The sequence below is a fragment of the Pseudomonadota bacterium genome, assembly GCA_026390555.1.
GTDB lineage: Bacteria > Bdellovibrionota_C > UBA2361 > UBA2361 > OMII01 > OMII01.
This window is the reverse complement of sequence record JAPLFS010000044.1, coordinates 1-17,017: the sequence shown is the minus strand read 5'-3', so window position 1 is coordinate 17,017 and position 17,017 is coordinate 1. Positions and strand designations below refer to the sequence as shown.

At 50.0% G+C, this 17,017-nt stretch carries 18 protein-coding genes; 7 read left to right on the top strand and 11 right to left on the bottom strand.

Translation table 11 applies throughout. The features are described from left to right. Positions 1-391: 391 nt before the first annotated feature. Entirely contained in the window at positions 392-739 is a 348-nt protein-coding gene (locus NTV65_06495) for a hypothetical protein (protein ID MCX6114845.1), read from the bottom strand. A gap of 143 nt (positions 740-882) precedes the next feature. Between NTV65_06495 and NTV65_06490 the strand changes: the two genes are divergently transcribed. The 4 genes from NTV65_06490 to NTV65_06475 all read left to right on the top strand — a co-directional run bounded on the left by NTV65_06490 (position 883) and on the right by NTV65_06475 (position 4,392). Beyond that, positions 883-1,446, top strand: coding sequence for a DUF4269 domain-containing protein (locus tag NTV65_06490; protein ID MCX6114844.1), 564 nt, complete (start codon positions 883-885; stop codon positions 1,444-1,446). Between the two features lie 65 nt (positions 1,447-1,511). Beyond that, entirely contained in the window at positions 1,512-2,642 is a 1,131-nt protein-coding gene (locus NTV65_06485; protein MCX6114843.1) for a trypsin-like peptidase domain-containing protein, read from the top strand. A 131-nt stretch (positions 2,643-2,773) separates the two neighbouring features. Then, a complete protein-coding gene (locus NTV65_06480; GenBank protein MCX6114842.1) occupies positions 2,774-3,187 on the top strand; it encodes a hypothetical protein in 414 nt (137 codons plus the stop codon). A gap of 164 nt (positions 3,188-3,351) precedes the next feature. After that, entirely contained in the window at positions 3,352-4,392 is a 1,041-nt protein-coding gene (locus NTV65_06475; GenBank protein MCX6114841.1) for a hypothetical protein, read from the top strand. 114 nt (positions 4,393-4,506) lie between these two features. Here NTV65_06475 and NTV65_06470 read toward each other — a convergent pair whose 3' ends face one another. From NTV65_06470 to nadE, 4 genes are all read right to left on the bottom strand, one after another. After that, the gene (locus NTV65_06470; protein MCX6114840.1) at positions 4,507-4,845 is read right to left on the bottom strand and encodes a hypothetical protein; all 339 of its coding nucleotides are present in this window, start codon (positions 4,843-4,845) and stop codon (positions 4,507-4,509) included. Positions 4,846-5,238: 393 nt separating this feature from the next. Next, positions 5,239-5,574 carry a rhodanese-like domain-containing protein gene (locus NTV65_06465; protein MCX6114839.1) on the bottom strand — a complete coding sequence of 112 codons (336 nt, stop codon included), beginning with the start codon at positions 5,572-5,574 and terminating at the stop codon, positions 5,239-5,241. A 17-nt stretch (positions 5,575-5,591) separates the two neighbouring features. Beyond that, complete coding sequence (gene nadD / locus NTV65_06460; protein ID MCX6114838.1) at positions 5,592-6,227, bottom strand: nicotinate (nicotinamide) nucleotide adenylyltransferase; 636 nt, start codon at positions 6,225-6,227, stop codon at positions 5,592-5,594. Beyond that, positions 6,224-8,215, bottom strand: a complete 1,992-nt coding sequence (nadE, locus tag NTV65_06455) for an NAD(+) synthase (protein ID MCX6114837.1) — start codon at positions 8,213-8,215, stop codon at positions 6,224-6,226. Before nadE ends, nadD begins: the two co-directional genes overlap by 4 nt. Positions 8,216-8,658: 443 nt before the next feature. On the opposite strand from nadE, the gene NTV65_06450 reads away from it, so the two are divergent. Beyond that, entirely contained in the window at positions 8,659-9,270 is a 612-nt protein-coding gene (locus tag NTV65_06450; GenBank protein MCX6114836.1) for a Yip1 family protein, read from the top strand. On the opposite strand, the gene NTV65_06445 is transcribed toward NTV65_06450, so the two are convergent. Continuing rightward, entirely contained in the window at positions 9,254-10,693 is a 1,440-nt protein-coding gene (locus tag NTV65_06445) for an efflux transporter outer membrane subunit (GenBank protein MCX6114835.1), read from the bottom strand. The genes NTV65_06450 and NTV65_06445 overlap by 17 nt on opposite strands. 314 nt (positions 10,694-11,007) lie before the next feature. Between NTV65_06445 and NTV65_06440 the strand changes: the two genes are divergently transcribed. Next, positions 11,008-11,499 (top strand): metallophosphoesterase, encoded by a 492-nt coding sequence (locus NTV65_06440; protein ID MCX6114834.1) that lies wholly within the window; start codon positions 11,008-11,010, stop codon positions 11,497-11,499. A 36-nt stretch (positions 11,500-11,535) separates the two neighbouring features. Here NTV65_06440 and NTV65_06435 read toward each other — a convergent pair whose 3' ends face one another. From NTV65_06435 to NTV65_06415, 5 genes are read right to left on the bottom strand one after another with little or no spacing between them, the layout of a single operon-like run. Then, positions 11,536-11,886: a cytochrome C oxidase subunit IV family protein gene (locus tag NTV65_06435; protein ID MCX6114833.1), complete on the bottom strand. Its 351-nt coding sequence runs from the start codon at positions 11,884-11,886 to the stop codon at positions 11,536-11,538. A gap of 14 nt (positions 11,887-11,900) precedes the next feature. Continuing rightward, positions 11,901-12,560 carry a cytochrome c oxidase subunit 3 family protein gene (locus tag NTV65_06430; protein MCX6114832.1) on the bottom strand — a complete coding sequence of 220 codons (660 nt, stop codon included), beginning with the start codon at positions 12,558-12,560 and terminating at the stop codon, positions 11,901-11,903. Between the two features lie 34 nt (positions 12,561-12,594). Beyond that, on the bottom strand, positions 12,595-14,217 hold the full coding sequence (locus NTV65_06425) for a cbb3-type cytochrome c oxidase subunit I (GenBank protein ID MCX6114831.1): 1,623 nt from the start codon (positions 14,215-14,217) through the stop codon (positions 12,595-12,597). A 19-nt stretch (positions 14,218-14,236) separates the two neighbouring features. Next, complete coding sequence (gene coxB / locus NTV65_06420; GenBank protein ID MCX6114830.1) at positions 14,237-15,544, bottom strand: cytochrome c oxidase subunit II; 1,308 nt, start codon at positions 15,542-15,544, stop codon at positions 14,237-14,239. A 52-nt stretch (positions 15,545-15,596) separates the two neighbouring features. Further along, positions 15,597-16,424: an SCO family protein gene (locus NTV65_06415; GenBank protein MCX6114829.1), complete on the bottom strand. Its 828-nt coding sequence runs from the start codon at positions 16,422-16,424 to the stop codon at positions 15,597-15,599. A gap of 210 nt (positions 16,425-16,634) precedes the next feature. Between NTV65_06415 and NTV65_06410 the strand changes: the two genes are divergently transcribed. Then, positions 16,635-17,017: metal-dependent transcriptional regulator (locus tag NTV65_06410; GenBank protein ID MCX6114828.1), on the top strand; the 383-nt coding region annotated here is incomplete at its 3' end.

Here is a 17,017-nt window from a genome sequence, read left to right as displayed (position 1 = left end):
TTTGGGTCGTTATATCTACCTATTAGTAGGTACCTATCACCCGATAGATAACTACCATATGTAGTAGCAACCAAAGCAACCAACTACAATATATATGTACGAGCAATAGCTTGTTGTTGTCTATACGAAATGTGCGCAACGCATTAAAAAAAAAATGCTCGCTAGCTAACACCCAAGAACAACTAAGCGATCTAAAACAAGACGGCTTTCTATAGCAGTAACGAGTGCCAGGTTCAACGAAAATCGCTTTAACAGCAATCCGTAACTAGCTTAAATAATTATGTAATTTATTATAGTCTGTTTTTGCATCTCGTTTCTCAAGAGATGTTCTACAAAGCCCGCATTGCAAAAATATCTTGATAGTAAAAGAGAAAGAGAGTAACGGGCCGCCCTATCTAAGAGCGCTACTCTGCGCCTCTAATTGCTCAACCTCTGCATTAATTGCCTCGAGTGAATCATCTGGCGTTGCTGTTGGAGGTGTATGACTCTGTGCTTTTTCAAGCAAAGATAGATCTGTTTTCCCCTCACCTATAACGGACTGCTCTGCATCATTTGAAATATTAACTCCAGCCTCTGCAATAGAATCAATGATCTGATCCTCACTCCGATTAACATCAGCCTCTAATAAGGCCGGATTATCAGCATCCTGAGCAACACTATCTGAAATTATAGATAAGCCTGCCGCGCTAAAAATAACTAAGCAACTCACATTGATGAAACCAGCTCTGATTCTATTCATGCATATTCCCCTTAACTATTCACCCCAGTATAAACTTGTCGGTGATTAAGGTGAATAGTTACTATTCCCCTTATATTTCGTGCTTGTTATTCCCTCTCTGGTCTACCATTAATTGAGATCATATCCTACTCAGTAGCGCCAACATGAACGAATGGAAAGATATCTCATACCTGAAAAACGGCACTCCTTCACAACAGAGTGCATTTCTATGCCTTAACAAGCTCGGCATCTTCGATGATCTTAAGAGCTTCTCACCCACCCTTGTCAGCACCGTCTGTCTCGATATCGACACCGCAACGAGCGATCTAGATATCATCTGCCATGCGCCTTGCTCTGCTGAGTTTTGCCGCGCGGTTACGCTTATCTACCGAGATCTCGATGATTTTACTATCACTCCATTAGAAGGCGCCACCGTTTGCCTCTTCCGCTTTGCGGGGTGGGAGATAGAGATCTACGCCCAGCCACTACCTGTTATAAAACAATGCGCCTACCTGCATCTCTGCCAAACCTCACGTGTCCTTCAATTCGGGGGCGCGCCATTTAGAAACGCCATTCGGGCTCTTAAGGAAGTTGGGGTTAAGACTGAGCCGGCTGTGGCGCAGTGTCTTGGACTTACAGGAGATCCGTACCGAGGAGTAGAAGATCTAATCAAACTCTCAGATCAGGAGCTACAGAGCCTGCTTAATAAGCAACGCTCACTGCTTTAAAAATAGCTACCATTGAAAAAACAGATAGCCTTGAAAAAAACCTGTGAGGATCGCATGGTAGTACAATGCAATCTAATTCAGGTAAAAGAGCTCTCCCTACTATTCTAATCTCGGCTCTAATCGGGGCTGGTTTGGTTATAGCGCTCTTTTTGCTCGGCAAGCGTTTCATCACAGCTCCGCTACAGAGGGCGCAGCCCCGCCAGATAACTCCACGCGGCGATCTGGCGCCGCAGGAACTTGCAACTATCCGCCTCTTTGAACAAGCCGCCCCCTCGGTTGTCTACATTACAACGCTCGCCGTTGAGCGAGATCTATTTACGATGAACGCCTTTGAGGTTCCGCAGGGCGCCGGTTCCGGTTTTATCTGGGATGAGCAGGGTTATATCGTCACTAATTTTCATGTGCTCAAGGACGCGCAGGTCGCTCGTATTACACTATCAGATCAATCAACCTATAACGCTGAACTTGTAGGTGTTGAGCCGGACAAGGATATCGCAGTACTTAAAATTAGCGCGCCAGATATAAAGCTTTCACCAATTCTACTGGGATCATCAAAAAACTTGCGGGTTGGACAGGGGGTTTTTGCGATCGGAAATCCGTTTGGTTTTGATCACACCCTCACAACTGGCGTAATCAGTGGGCTTGGAAGGGAGATTAAATCAGCCGTAACGGATCGTCCTATTCAGGGAGTTATTCAGACCGATGCGGCGATCAATCCGGGCAACTCCGGCGGCCCCCTTCTCGATAGCGCTGGGCATCTGATCGGTATGAATACGGCTATCGTAAGCGCATCCGGTAGCTATGCCGGACTCGGCTTTGCGGTCCCTGTTGATACGGTTAATCGGATCGTACCGCAGCTTATTAAGTTCGGCTCCGTTAAGAAACTGGTGCTCGGTGTGCAATTACTAGAGAGCAGATACCTACGCCCAGAGGGGATCCCTGGGGCTATAGTTGCAAACGTACTTCCTGGCTCCCCGGCTGATAAGGCTGGGATTCTTCCCCTGCAACGTGACGCCACCGGCGCTATCCAACTAGGCGATATAATAACATCGATAGATGACACCCCTGTTGAGGATGGAGATGACCTCTTCCGCGTCTTAGATGATAAGCAACCGGGTGATAAGATCAAACTAATGCTTATAAATAACGGGGAGGAGCGCGCTGTAACTATCAAGCTTGGTGCGTTGCGGCGCTAGACAGCTTGCGCCTGTCAGACTAGGTCGATCTGTTTCGCTCAGAGGTGTTGCAAATCGCTATAAAACGAGCACCTAACTAGCCTCCGAAATCTCTCGGTTGTTGCTCTAAATATGCTAGACTTACAAGAGATATGAGTTCACTAAATACCCTCCCTCAGATAGCCCAACAGGTTCAAAGCATGACTAGCGCAATTGAGGGATCGCTGTCGGAGCTGGTTATACCCGCTCGACAGGCGCTACAATCCGTCATCTCTGCCCTAGTGGGCGGCGCTCCGCAGGTCCCTGAGACCGCGCTTATGGTTGGTGCCGATATCGGCCTTGATGCAGCCACGCAAGGGCTTGATCGCCCCTTTAATAATCTTTCGAGCGAGACGCTGCAGACTTTTAGGGATGAATTCAAGCATGCTCTCTCTCACGCTGCCGAGATCCACTCTGAACTACGCGAGCGAGATCGTCGAGATCCCTCCCTATTTGGAGAGCTCGTAATGCCCCCTGCCAGGGCAGAGCTTGGCCACACAAAACACGCTCCTTTAATTAAGCTATAAGTTAACCCATTCAGGAACCGATTTGCGGAGCAAGTCGGGGGGTATAACCTGCCTAAGTTCCGTAGTAGTTGAGTTGCCGCCAACTTTTTAGCATGCAACAGTAATGGAATATCACTCCATAACCGATACTAGTGGTGCCACTTTAGTATATTCAAAGAGAACGCATGGCTAAGCTAAATAAAGACCTCCACCTTTCAGCCGAGTTCCTTACCTTTCTTAAAGCTGGATTCTTCGGCCAGATCCTCTTTGAAGCGGCGATGACTAAACTTGAATGTCCGCTCCTGCCCCCTGGATACCTCGATAACGCACATAAGACCTTCGACAAGCTAGACCGCTGGTTGAAGGACCTCTCTGAGGAGCTCCCTATCTTTGCAACGAGTTGGTCTGCGCCTGAAACCTTCGATGCGATCTCTGCCATGAGCTTTATGCGAGAGCTTAAACGTGACTGCCTGTGGCTCATGCCGCAGATCGAATCTGCTCTTTCAACATCCAACCTCTCTCAAAATCGTGACGTTGTAAAACTACTCGCTGCTTCGATAGTTCGCTCGGCAGCTACCCGTAACTCATACATTGAAACGCTCTACGGCGTCTTCTCAGGACTAGGCGCTAACGACCACGCGCAACGCGTCGCGTTTGAAATCGATGGAGCTAAGGAGTATCTGGCGATAGCCCAAAGTATCGTAGAGATCTTCTCAGCTGGTAGCGTCTTTTCCGTTGAGCTGTGCGACAAACTCCGCAAGGAGGCCTCACTCGTGCCGAGCGATTTAAGATCGTATGTGCATGATGCCAATATCCTAATCAACGTCTTCTCAAAGGAGTTCACCTTTGAGCTAGCAGAGATTCCACGTGATGAGGCTCAGCAGTGGATCGATAATAAGATCCCAGCGGTCGCCGCAGGATACTGGCGTGCCTACGGATTCTCTCCGCAGGACTACATGGAGTGGGGCAGACTGGGAATTAGCGGCGCACCACTGGCCGCCAACTGGCGCCGCGCTAACTTTGCGCCAGAGGAGGCGATTAAATGGATTAGGGAGGGCATCGCTCCGGTCCTGGCTATACAGTGGCGCAATGCTAGTTTTGAAGCTCCGCGAGCGGCCTCGATGCTACGCAGAGGGATAACCGATCCCTCTAAAGCTCCAGATACAGAGCATGATGCGTCAAATGATGATGACAATAACGAGGGCGGCAACGAAGAGGGCCGTTAACTAAATTGGCGCTCGGATATTGGAAAGTTTAGAAGAGGACATCACAAGATCGAAACACAAAACCTTTGGGAAAAGGTAGTGTGTCGCGATTTGTGACATCCTACCTTCCTTGGTTTACAACTGATAGCTCATCGATTTGAGGATGAGTTCGTTAACCAGGAGCTTTTTACTCAGGCGTAAAATATTTGTACGCTTTTTGAGCCGGTTTCCTTTGTCCGGGGACAGAGAAACCGTTACTTCCTGCTGCTGACACCGAATGGTGAGCAGTCCGTTCTTATCTCGACAGAACCTGATTCCACTTCCACCCTGACTGTACTCGCGCCCGCCCCTGTACTTCGGCCTGTCGAGAAGATACAAGATCCTCTCGGCTAGCCGCTTGGCTTCGCGCTGTGTCGTACTGATGGTGTTGGTCTCAGAGATCAACGCCGCGACACGAACTCCAGTTTGAGACATACTGTCTCTCCTCTTGCTTGAGAAATGAAACTAGAATCACCCATCCAAAGGTAACTCCCGTGAAGCAGCTCTAACGAGCCAACCTCAAGGGAGTTACCTTGAAAACCATATTATTTCGATCTTTGTGAGCCCTCGTCGCAATCCGTATCTATCCAGACTCCGATAAGAGCTCAGCTTATGCACATATTAGAATGAAAAAGAGCAAGGGATGTGGCATACAGGCCAACTCCTGCCTTTTTGTGCAGGAAAAGACATGAAAGCCTCACCGTTATATTCCAAAATAAAGGAAGATGTTCAGTAAGTCCAACGAAAAGTTAGCGCCTGATTAGCATAATATTTTAAAACCGACTCATACCGACAGGTATGTTGGTGTCCTGGTCTGGGCTATGCCGCTCACCCCACTCGAACGGAGCCATCGACCTCTTTAGCCCACCCCAACATGCCCCCGGACAGGTTTAGCACCCGCTCAAAGCCGTGCTTGCCCTTAAGCTCCTGCGCCACCCACTGACTGCGTCCCCCACTTCGACAGTAGACGATAACCTCCCTGTCGCGTGGAATGCGCTCGAGGTTCTGAACTACGGTGTCCTTCGGGATAAATTCGCCCCCAATATGAGAGATCTCGCGCTCCTGCAGCTCGCGCACATCGAGCAGAAAGAGAGCGTCACCTGCATCGAGTCTGGCCTTGAGCTCTCTTGGAGTTATTTGCGGAATAGTTGGTAGTGATTGCATAGGATAAATCCTTCATATTAAAATGCTCTATAAACTGCATGTTTAATGCAGTAGTCGTAGACCGATTTAGGCATTAGCCCAGCACAGCGCGCCCCGCTTCGTATTAGCTCCCTAAGGGTTGTGCTCGACACTAGCACCTGAGCCTTGTATGGGGCAGAGAGCACCGTAGATCGCCACTCTGTTTGCCACTCTGCTTGCAGCTCCGGCGCAGAGGATTTAACGCTCGGCCGCCCTACTATAAGAAGGTGCGCCTCAAGCTTAAGCCGTTCGGCCTCTACCCATCCCGCAAGGTCCCTAAGCAGCTCGGCCCCAACTACCAGTAGCAGCTCCGCATCTGGCTGCTTATTCTTAAAGTAGTCTAAGAGCTCTATCGAGGCAAAACCAAGCGAGCCGCTGGCCTGAAGATCGGAGACCGTAATCGCTGAGTCCGAGCCAAAGGCCTCGGTAATGGCTAGACGGGAGAGCTCCATGCGGTGCTGCGCCGCTATTGTGTTGGGCTTATCGGGCCGGTCGCCGCTAGGAATAACGAGCACCTCATCCGCCGCGCCGCTATTTAAGATTAGCGCTATCGTTGCAAGGTGCCCGTTATGAATCGGATCAAAGGCCCCACCATAAAGAGCTAGCCGTCTTCGGCCACCAGCCGCACTACTCATCTGCTCCCCTTCTTACTACGCAACCCCTTAAGCTCCTGCGCAAAGCCACCAGATAATATCGGAAATCGGCACCAGCTCTTCGGATCTAGGTTCTCATCATCGAGGTGAAAGGATGGCGCATAGCGCTCGCGCTTCCATTGATTGGCGCTCCAGAGCTTAAAGAATCGCTCGGTCCATGCGCTAAGCTCCGCTAATGAGTAGCGCCCCGCGAAGTCCTCCCGTAGCAGCTCCAGAACTCCCTGTGGCAGAAGCTTATCCCGCACTGCGTAGCGCTCAATAATATCGAGCACCTCATAGGGCATAAGATCTCTCTCATCGGTTTGCTTATCGCGTGCCGGTCGAAGCTCCGCTGTAGGGGCCTGCACATTTACAAGTGCTAGTGCGGGAAAAGAGCTAAGCCCAGCTGGACCCTGGCGCTCAAGCCACTTAAGCCACTGCCGTAAAAAAGCCTTATCAATGCCCCCTAACGGGCTAAGCCCACCACTACTATCGCCGTCCATGGTTGTATATCCAACCGCGGCCTCGCTGCGGTTACTGGTAGTTAATAATAACGCCCGCCGCAGGTTTGCAATAAGCCAGACTGATGGCGATCGCACACGGGCCTGAATATTCTGCCTTGCGATATCGTGCTCCTGCCACGAGAGCTTCACTCCAGTTGCTTTGCTTATAAGCTTTTCATAACTATCTACTAGCTCCGCTATGGAGAGGTTAAAGAACTCTGCTCCAAGCTCCTTTGCAAGCGTGCTAGCAGCGGTAGCTGTTGTTTCTGAACTATTATCGCTGCCCTGATAGACACACGCTAGTAAGTGCTTTGTGAGCTCCCTCACGTTCTTAATGCGCTTAATGCCGGGAATATATGAAAGCTTCGCTTTAAGCCCAGCCAGTCCAAGCTCCTTAAGCGCGCCCTCTATCATCAGCCTAACGAGACAACTCGCAGCACTTGAATCAACTCCGCCGCTTAATGAAACAACGAAACCCTCGCTCCTACTCTTACGGAGGTAGTCAAGGAGCCCTAACGATACGGCACGGGTAAACTCCTCATGCTTTATAGTTTCAGATCCCTCCCACGCTATACTCTGGGCTTTAGAGCTTTTCGTGCTCCGTTTTAGCTTTAGCCCCGTAATCACAACTAGTCGGTTTCCGGCGTCGTGTTGTGGACGAAAGCTAGAGAGCCTGCGGCGAATCATGCGCGAGCGCTCCAGATCGATAACGCCACTTACTACCTGTAGCTGCTCGAATGAGAAGCGCTCTCCCAGAGCTACAATCTCTCCATGTGAGCAGATTATGGTGTCTCCATCATAGATAACCCGTCCGGCCTCGCACCCAAGCAGGTTCGCATAGAGGTACGCAACACCGAAGGCGCGCGAGCCTTCAAGAACGAAGCGTTTTCTCACCTCATGTTTTCCGAATGAGAAGTGACTAGCGCTTGGATTAAGCACGATATCCACACCGTGACGGGCGAGATCGATTCCCGGTCGATCGGCGACCCACGCGTCCTCGCAGATCTCAAATCCGATCCTGACCCCATCAACCTCAAAAAATATATCCCCAACCGGCACGGCTTGTTTACCAAGCTGAATATGCGAGACAACGCCGCGCGGCCACGGCTTAAACCAACGTGGCTCGTAGTGAATCCCATCGCCGGCTAGGTGCTGCTTTGCAACGAAACCAGCTATCTCACCATTGGCCAACAGCGCGACTACGTTGTACACCGCACCGTTAAGCTCTAGGGGTAACCCAACGTTAACGACAATCCCCCTACTCTCCTTGGCCAGCTCTACGGTATAGCGGAGCGCCTGCTCTAAGATCCCGGAGGAATGAAAGGTATCTTCGCAGCCGTAGCCCGTAATGCACAGCTCCGGTAGACACACGATCTGCGCCCCTGCTCTACGCGCAGCCGCAATAGCCCCTCGAATATTACGAAGGTTATTCTCCCAATCGATCGGGGTCTGATTTAAAGCCGCTGTTGCGACTAGGAGTCGTTCCATAAACATAGTATCGGCTAGGCACAAAGAAATCTCATATAGGAACGAACTTACACCCTAGTATATGGGTATACAAACTAGGTAACTAGTCAGCATATTTCAGAAATATTCGCATACAGTAATGACACTCAATAGCCCCTAAGGGGCCGATTTGCTCCGCAAATCGGGGGTGAAAACATTAACTGGTCACAAAATCTGCCGTCCCCAATCAGGGGACGACCAATCGAATTACCTATGAAACTTCGCCGTAATCTGAGTAGCTTGAATCGCAACATTAAACTACGGTGACCAGTTACCAAACTAGCTCTATTATCTTCAACTGATTAGAATAACTGTTTAAACCACAACGGCGCAGATTTATAACGCCGTATCTACGACACCCATGGTTATATTGATGGCACAAATATACTTCCATTAGCCACCTCTCCTACAGTAGCCTTTAAGTTATGAGCACAAATACGATCTGCCCTAACTTAATCATCAACCGCATCAAGCTTGTAATTACGTCCCCAGTGCAGTGTTGGACCACCATCTCCTCTGAGAATAAAACGGCGAAAGAGCTCTTTATCTCCCTGGCCTTGCCAACCTTGGTGGTTGCTACCATTTGTAGCCAACTTGGGCTGCTGATCTTTGGTCAGCCAGGGCTCCTAGGACAATGGCGCCCATCCCTCTTTGGATCGCTTAGTCAGGGGGTGGTTCAGATTATAATCGGAGCAGCTATGCCATTTGCATTGGCATGGTTAATCGAAAAGCTAGCGCCCTTCTTTCAGGGCAAGGCTAACTACGACAGTGCCTATAGCTGGATTATTTACGCCTCACTTCCGCAGCTCGTCGGGACAATGCTCGCTATATTCCCACCGATCGGAGCTCCACTATCGATCCTCTTTTCAATCTACGCATTATACGTTCTCTACAAGGGCCTCCCAAGCATGCTTGAGATCCCTGTTACTCAACGTATCCCATTTTTTATCACATACATGGTCGTGGTGCTGCTCGTTTTTGTCGGTGTATCGATCCTTGCAGCACCGTTTATGATTCAGGCTACGTTGCCAACTTAGCCTCTGTAATCGCCTCATCCCATCCACCTCCTAGCGCCTTAAAGAGCGCTACTAATGCTGTAAGCAGCCCGGTCTCACTCTCTGCAAGTTGCAGTTGTGAGGTTAGTGCGCTGCGCTGCGCGTCAAGGACCGGTAGAAGATCAATCAGTCCGTTCTCGTATTGAGTTTGCGCTATCGCTACGGCCTTACTACTATGCTCGACTGCGTCCTTAAGGTAATCGCGCCGTTGTCTCGATGCCGAGAACTGCACCAGCGCTCGCTCCGTCTCCTCAAGAGCCAGCAGAACGGCCTGCTCATAGCGCGCAATCACCTGTTGTTGAACCGCTTCGGATTGGTCGATATTGGCAAACACTCTGCCGATATTAAGCGCAGGCCACGAGATACTTGGGCCAATCCCGTAGGTTTCGTTATTACCTGAAGAGAGCTCGCGCACGGTGTTGGCTTTAAACCCAACTGAACCCATAAACGTAACCTTGGGAAAGAGATCCCCCCGCGCTACCCCTATCCCTGCGGTTGCCGCACCAAGCTGCCTTTCAACCGCCCGAATATCGGGTCTACGTTGCAACAGTCCGGCAGGGTCTCCAAGGGTGACCGGGCCAACATATATCGGAAAGGCCTGCGCCCCATCAAGCACTAGCTCCTGTGGCTGCTTGCCGCACAGCACCGCCAGTCGGTATACGGCCGCCTTTGCACGCGCCTCAAGTGGCGGAATCGTAGCAAGGGTGCTGGAGTGTTGCGCCTGGGCGCGCAAAAGATCGAACTCCGTTGACTGCCCACCCTTAAAGAGCGCTGTAGCGACCCTTACCACCTGCTCCTGAGTTCTTGCATTCTCGTTGCTAACGGATATTTGCAGCTGCGTTCCACGTAGTTCGAAATAATTTCTAGCAACCTCGCTAACCAGAATCCTGATAGCATCGTGCAGCTCAGCGACGGAGGCCTCACTCTCTGCATCCTTTACCTCAACGCTGCGCCGTACACGCCCAAATATATCGAGCTCCCAGAACGCATCAAATCCGGCATCATAGTATTCATTATTAATATAATTACTACCGTTCTTAATCGCTCCTCCAGCAAAGGTTGAGGTCGCTGTGCGGTTACGGGTATAAACTGCGTCGGAGCCTACGGTTGGAAATAGATCCAGAAAGGTCTCCTGCCGAATTGCGCGCGCCTGATTAACCCTAGCGATTGCTGCGCGTAGATCTATATTGGAATGAACCGCTGTGCTCACGAGTTTATTAAGCTGCTGGTCGCTAAAGTTAGACCACCAGCGTTCAAGTACCTGCTCTGAGCTTATGCCCTGAACGGTTGAGCCCATAAACTGCTCGGGCACCGTTGTCTGTGGTGGGACGTAATCTGGGCCGACCGCACATCCTGTACAGCTCGCAATAATTACCAAGAGGTACGGAATCCTATTCTTTATCAAGGTGCCCCATAAAAGAATGCGTAACAGCCACGACCTTCCCTAGTATATAGGAAGCTAGTGACTCCTTTCGCTCTGTACCCACTTATATTACTTGCGCTTCAAGGAAGCTAGGGATTCGACTAGATCTACGAACTCTAGTCGGTGTCCCTTGGTGTCTTTGCCCATATTGTCCTAACTATTCAGCCCAGTATAAGCTTGCCACTGGTTAAACAGATTTGGTCCGGCGGTAACCACCTGGAAACACCATTTCTTGCCGTCTCCTAATCGGGGACGCTTATCTTATGGGTGAATAGTTACAGAGAACCGAGAATATTATGGCCCTAATAGGAATAGTTTCAGATACCCATGAGGATGTGCCGATGATCGTGCGGGCAGTTGCGCTCTTTAAAGAGCGTGCCCCAGAGCTCGTCATTCATTGTGGTGATATCATCTCTCCCCCTGTGCTTGAGCGTTTTGCCGGGCTAGCGCTGCGTGCTGTCTACGGAAATAACGACGGCGAGCGCTCCGGCTTAAAGAAAAAGTGTCAGGAGCTAGGATTTAACGAGATCGATGACACCCTGACCTTTACGCATGCCGGAAAGAGTTTTTTTGTTAATCATGGGACAAGCGCTAGAATTATCACTGAAGCAGCAGCATCTCAGCGTTACGACTATGTGCTACACGGACATACACACGAGGCGCGCAACGAGCTTATCGGAAAAACAAGGGTGATAAACCCAGGGGCGCTCTACTCAGCAGAACGCTTTACTGTCGCCTTTCTTAGAACAGAGAGCGGTACAGTTGAGTTCGTCGAGATTTCAGATTAGCAACTCCTGCTCATTACCTGATATCAGAGGCAGCTCTTACTTGGTGATCACTACCTGCATCGGCTGTAAGTCACCTCTAAACGGATCGTCCGTAAACACTCCGCCGATCAAGATAGCGAGCAGAACAAAGGGCAGGATAATGTAGGCCCAGATGATCCTATTCTCGTACTTGCCGTGCATAAAGAACGCGATCACAAGACTCGCCTTGATTGAGGCGATAACCATCGCTCCCACGATATTCCAAGGACCAAGATCTATTCGGGATATCACTACCGTTAAAAAAGTCAGTACGAGTAGTGCTATCAACACCCTGTTAAATACAGCTAGAGGAACTACGTGGCCAGGAGCCTCGTGCTGCGCGTGATCTGCTGAGTCTGAATGTGACATACGGTGCTCCGAAATTATCCAACTAGGTATAGAAGTGGGAAGAGGTAGATCCAGATTAGGTCGACTAAGTGCCAGTAAAGAGCGCCAAGCTCAACCGGCGTATAGTAGCGAGCAGAGAAGCGATTATGGCGCGCCTTGGACACAACCCACCACATAACAATCATTCCGATAATAACGTGCAGTGCGTGCAGTCCGGTCATGCAGTAGTAGATGCCAAGGAAGTTCTTATATGCGTAAAACTCATGGTTCCATGGAGCAACTGGGAACATGCCGTGATGCGCCTTGGAGGTGTATTCAATGGTCTTGATGACAAGGAACAAGAAACCACAAAAGATGCTGAATCCAAAGTTGCGCGCAACTGCCCTGTTGTCTCCCTGCTGAGCCTTCGTTACCGCAACCGCCGCGGTCCAACTCGATATAAGTAGCACGGCTGTATTCAAGCAGCCCAACTTCCAGTTTAAGTGCTCACTGGCATCAGCAAACTCCGCTAAGTGGTAGTAGCGCATGACAGCGAAGCTACAAAACATCACTGAAAAGAGTAGGATCTCAGTTGCAAGGAAGAGCCACATACCGAGCTTTGCAGCTCCGTAAGCCGTGGCGCTATCCATATGATGGATATGAGGTGGATCCCCTGGAGCAACGTGGTGCTCAGCTACTGCTGCATTCGAACTCATAACGTCCCTATCTGATATCTACTTCAAATTAAAGCTAAGTGTGCCGGTGAACTCCGTAGTTATACGGATCCTCAGTGATTATCGGCGTCTCCTCAAAGTTCTCATGGATCGGAGGTGAGGCTGTCTGCCACTCCAAACTGAGCGAGTTATAAGGATTACGTGGGGCCTTTACCTTTCCATACCTTGCAGTCCAGAGCAGACTTCCTATCACCATCAGATAGCCCAGTCCGTTCGTGTAAGCTCCGATAGTAGAGATGAAATGCAGGGTCTCGTACTGCGGTGGGTAGTCGTAATACCGACGGGGCATTCCATTCATACCTAAGATGAACTGTGGAATAAAGGTCAGGTTAAAGCCGATAAATAGAAACGCAAAGGCGCTCTTGGCTACGGTTTCGTTGTACATCTTACCGGTCATCTTTGGGAACCACATATGCAGCGCTGCAATAAGCCCGATTACAGCTCCGCCCTGAATGGTGTAATGAAAGTGCGCCACTACGAAATATGTATCGTGGTAGTACACATCAACTCCTAGCATGGCGAGATATATACCGGTCGTTCCAGCCACCATAAAGAGAAACACGAACGACATGGCATAAAGCATCGGGGTCCTAAACGATATAGACCCCTTGTACATCGTGCTGACCCAGTTAAATACCTTGATGGCTGTTGGTACCGCCACAAGGAAGGTGATGATTGAGAATAGCTTCGCCGAAAAATCAGAGATACCAGCTAGAAAGAGATGGTGCGCCCATACGACGAAACCAACGGCTGCTATCATCATCGTAGAGAGCACAACCATCCTATATCCAAATAGGGGCTTACGGGAGAAAACAGGGATAATCTCCCCCACAACTCCGAACGCTGGAAGCACCATGATGTATACTACGGGGTGCGAGTAGAACCAGAAAAGATGCTCCATCAGAACCGGATCACCGCCCTTGGTTGGATCAAATATTCCAGCACCAAAGACGCGCTCCGCGATGATAAGCAGAAGCGTCATCCCAACTACCGGTGTTGCAACGGTCTGAATGACCGCAGTTGCGTAAGATGCCCAGATAAATACAGGAAGCCTCATCCAGGTCATGCCCGGGGCGCGCAACTGATGAATAGTAACTAGGAAGTTAAGTCCAGTAACGATCGAGGAGAACCCCAGCACAAAGGCAGCAAAGACCATCGTACTTACAGAGCTGTCGGTAGTAGTGCTGTAAGGGGCGTAGAATGTCCAGCCCGTATCAACGGGGTGTAGCATCGCATAGGCTCCGATCAGCGCTCCGACAACATATAGATAGAAACTAAACAGATTCAGGCGCGGAAACGCTACGTCCTTGGCCCCAATCATAAGAGGGATAAGGAAGTTTCCGAGGGTCGCGGGAATACCGGGCACCACGAAAAGAAAGATCATAAATACCCCGTGCATCGTAAAGAGCACGTTATAGGTGTGCGGATCTTTAATGATAGTCGGACCAGCTGTTGCAAGCTCCGTACGCATTAAGAGCGCGGCAGTCCCGCCCGCTAAAAAGAAGATCGAGATCGCAAATAAATAGAGGAAGCAGATGCGTTTATGATCTGTGGAGCTAAGCCATGACCATATACCGGTCTTCCAATTAAGGTAATTTACCTCTTCGTGCCCTGTAGTTGCTGAAGCGTGCGCCGCCATAACTTCTTATCCCTTACGCTTAGTTCAAAGTTTTTAAATATTCGATGATGTCGTTGATATTGTCTTCGCTGAGTTTGCCCTCATACATAGCTGGCATCACCGGGCCGTAGCCCGCAACAATCTTAGCCTGCGGCTTTAAGATCGACTCCTTGATATATGCGGCATCAACGACAACCTCACTACCATCAGCCATCTTCTCTTTGCGTCCCCAGATCCCCTTGAACGATGGTCCGACGAGCTTCGAGCCATCGATACTGTGACAGGTTGCGCAGAGGTTGCTAGAGTCGTTAACTATCGCCTTGCCACGCTCAGCGGGAGTTAGGCCAGCGAGCGCTGCTCCGTTCTTTTTTGGAGCAATAGCTGGTGCCACATCAACCTTACTCGTTCCATCGATGGTTTTAATAAAGGCGATGATGCCTGAGATCTCGTCATCTGAGATCTGCCCCTGGTAGCTCGGCATGCCCATGGCTGGATACCCTGCAACGCTCTTGGCCTGTGGAAGAAGGATAGACTCCTTAATATAATTCTCATCAACCTTGTAGCTGCTGCCATCTGCAAGCTTGCCCTCTTTTCCGAAAAGCTTTAGCCAGCTCGGGCCAACTCGCGGGGAACCATCTAAACTGTGACAGGCAATACAGTTCTTAGAAACATAGAGCTCCTTACCAAGGTCGGATGGCTTAAGTGAGGCAAGCTTGCGCGCCTCGCTGTCATCATTGAGCCAACGCTCGAACTCAGCTTTCGGGAGAACCTTCAAGCGTGACTGCATCTTGGAGTGACTATCTCCACAATACTCGGTACAGAAAACCTGAAAGTCTCCGGTCTTGATCGGGCGGAACCACTCGTAGGTATAGCGCCCAGGAATAACGTCCGCCTTGGTGCGCATCACTGGAACGAAGAATGAGTGCAGAACATCCTTTGAGGTCATGATTAGCTTGACCGGCTCGCCTACCGGCACAACCAGCTCGCCCGTTGTGCGCTTGCCGTTCTTGTATTCGAAGTTCCAGATCCATTTCTGGGCAACCACGTTCACCTCCATCGCACCTGCTGGTGGTGTACGGAGATCAACAAAGGTGTCAAAGCCAAGCCACGCCACCCAGATACACACAAGCGTAGGGAATACGGTCCAGATCACCTCTAGGGTGTTATTACCCTCAATGGCCGGGGTCTCATGATCCTTGCCGTCTCTTTGGCGATAGATGATGGCGAAATAGATCATCACGCCGCAGATCGCAGCCGTGCATAACACCGAGATGATGGTAACTACGTCGTGGGCATAATCGATCTTATGCGCGAAATCTGACCCCTGTTCGCCTAGCAATCCCAACATAACTTTACTAACCCAAATACCCTAAAAACTTTCGTCTATCTATCTAGATAACCTATACAGCCTGCGTCCGTTTTCTACCGTAAAAGTAGAATAGCACTCCGAGCCCTAGAAGTGTCAACGCACCGCCGACCCTTAGTAATGTAACCACCGCCCAGGTGTATCTTCCTTGCAGCGAATCAAATCTGAAGCAAAATAGTAGTAGGTGATCTATCGCAGTTCCTACCCCACCTTGCGAGGCTTCAATCAGCGAGAGGCGTACATCCCATGCAGGAAAAATTATCCCGGTGAAATATTGCGAGATCTCCCCACCCGGCGTCAATATCATAAGAGCGGCAGAATGTGCAAAATCCTGCCCCTCTTTTAAATATTTAAACCCAAGCTCCCCCATTAGGGCGGAAACGTTCTGCTCGCTCCCTACCAAGTACTTCACGCCACTCGTATTACTGACCGCCTCGCCAACGAGGCGTGAGTTAAACTTATCCATTACCTTTACGGCGTCCTGCGGTTTCTCCGATGGATCAAACGCTATTACCAATAGCGTGTAATCTAGCGAGAGCTTGAGTGTGAGCTCATTAAGCAGATTGTAGACCCCATCAAGCAGGAGACCACACAGTCGCGGACATTTATAATAGACAGGAGCTATTATAATCGGCTTGCCCGGGAGCGCAAACTCCTTGAGGCTCTTGGTAACACCGGAGCTATCGGTAAATTCTCTAGTTAGATCAACCCTGACACCAAGTTGGGTAAATATTCCGACATCCTTCTCAAGGACCTCGCCGGGCTTTTCAAGTGCGTAAACTTGATGCAGGGGCGCTAGTAAGCAGATAGCAGTTAGACAGACGCTCGTAACCAGTTGATATCTAATACTAAAATTCCACATAGCAGGTTTGGGTAAGCTCCGTTACTAGAAGCATGTGCTAAAATGGTGCTCTTTGCAAATAACGCATGTTTCCTACGAGATATACTTACTTGACCAAACAAACTTAAGTTTGACATGCATAACATGGGCTAGTAGTCTAGCAACAGTAGTTGAGCAAAAAATACTAGTATTACTACCAAACACTGACTCTTACTTACGAGGAACATCTCGATGGATATCTGGAAGAAATTTGAAGAGAACAACATTACCCATAGCGCCGCACACCACCTCCAGGCGATCCTTGAGCTACGGGAGCTGCGTGGATATGCGCGCGTGACAGATGTTGCTCGGGACCTCAACATCACAACCGGCAGCGCCTCCATTAACCTGAAGGCGCTAAAGGCCAAGAACCTTGTGGTCGAGGATGAGAACAGGTTTCTGGTGCTCTCTGAAGAGGGCGAGGTGATCGCGCGTGCTATTCACATGAGAAAAAACATCCTTAACAACTTCCTCGTGAACATATTAAAGGTCAGCCCACAGCAGGCCGAGATCGACGCCTGCAAGACCGAGCACCTGATTAGTGCGGAGACCGCAAAGAAGTTGCAGGAGTTTAC

Excerpts from the sequence above, each read along its gene's own strand:
- NTV65_06495 (MCX6114845.1), bottom strand. The coding sequence starts at position 739 with ATGAATAGAATCAGAGCTGGTTTCATCAATGTGAGTTGCTTAGTTATT.
- NTV65_06490 (MCX6114844.1), top strand. The coding sequence starts at position 883 with ATGAACGAATGGAAAGATATCTCATACCTGAAAAACGGCACTCCTTCA.
- NTV65_06485 (MCX6114843.1), top strand. The coding sequence starts at position 1,512 with ATGCAATCTAATTCAGGTAAAAGAGCTCTCCCTACTATTCTAATCTCG.
- NTV65_06480 (MCX6114842.1), top strand. The coding sequence starts at position 2,774 with ATGAGTTCACTAAATACCCTCCCTCAGATAGCCCAACAGGTTCAAAGC.
- NTV65_06475 (MCX6114841.1), top strand. The coding sequence starts at position 3,352 with ATGGCTAAGCTAAATAAAGACCTCCACCTTTCAGCCGAGTTCCTTACC.
- NTV65_06470 (MCX6114840.1), bottom strand. The coding sequence starts at position 4,845 with ATGTCTCAAACTGGAGTTCGTGTCGCGGCGTTGATCTCTGAGACCAAC.
- NTV65_06465 (MCX6114839.1), bottom strand. The coding sequence starts at position 5,574 with ATGCAATCACTACCAACTATTCCGCAAATAACTCCAAGAGAGCTCAAG.
- nadD (MCX6114838.1), bottom strand. The coding sequence starts at position 6,227 with ATGAGTAGTGCGGCTGGTGGCCGAAGACGGCTAGCTCTTTATGGTGGG.
- nadE (MCX6114837.1), bottom strand. The coding sequence starts at position 8,215 with ATGGAACGACTCCTAGTCGCAACAGCGGCTTTAAATCAGACCCCGATC.
- NTV65_06450 (MCX6114836.1), top strand. The coding sequence starts at position 8,659 with ATGAGCACAAATACGATCTGCCCTAACTTAATCATCAACCGCATCAAG.
- NTV65_06440 (MCX6114834.1), top strand. The coding sequence starts at position 11,008 with ATGGCCCTAATAGGAATAGTTTCAGATACCCATGAGGATGTGCCGATG.
- NTV65_06435 (MCX6114833.1), bottom strand. The coding sequence starts at position 11,886 with ATGTCACATTCAGACTCAGCAGATCACGCGCAGCACGAGGCTCCTGGC.
- NTV65_06430 (MCX6114832.1), bottom strand. The coding sequence starts at position 12,560 with ATGAGTTCGAATGCAGCAGTAGCTGAGCACCACGTTGCTCCAGGGGAT.
- NTV65_06425 (MCX6114831.1), bottom strand. The coding sequence starts at position 14,217 with ATGGCGGCGCACGCTTCAGCAACTACAGGGCACGAAGAGGTAAATTAC.
- coxB (MCX6114830.1), bottom strand. The coding sequence starts at position 15,544 with ATGTTGGGATTGCTAGGCGAACAGGGGTCAGATTTCGCGCATAAGATC.
- NTV65_06415 (MCX6114829.1), bottom strand. The coding sequence starts at position 16,424 with ATGTGGAATTTTAGTATTAGATATCAACTGGTTACGAGCGTCTGTCTA.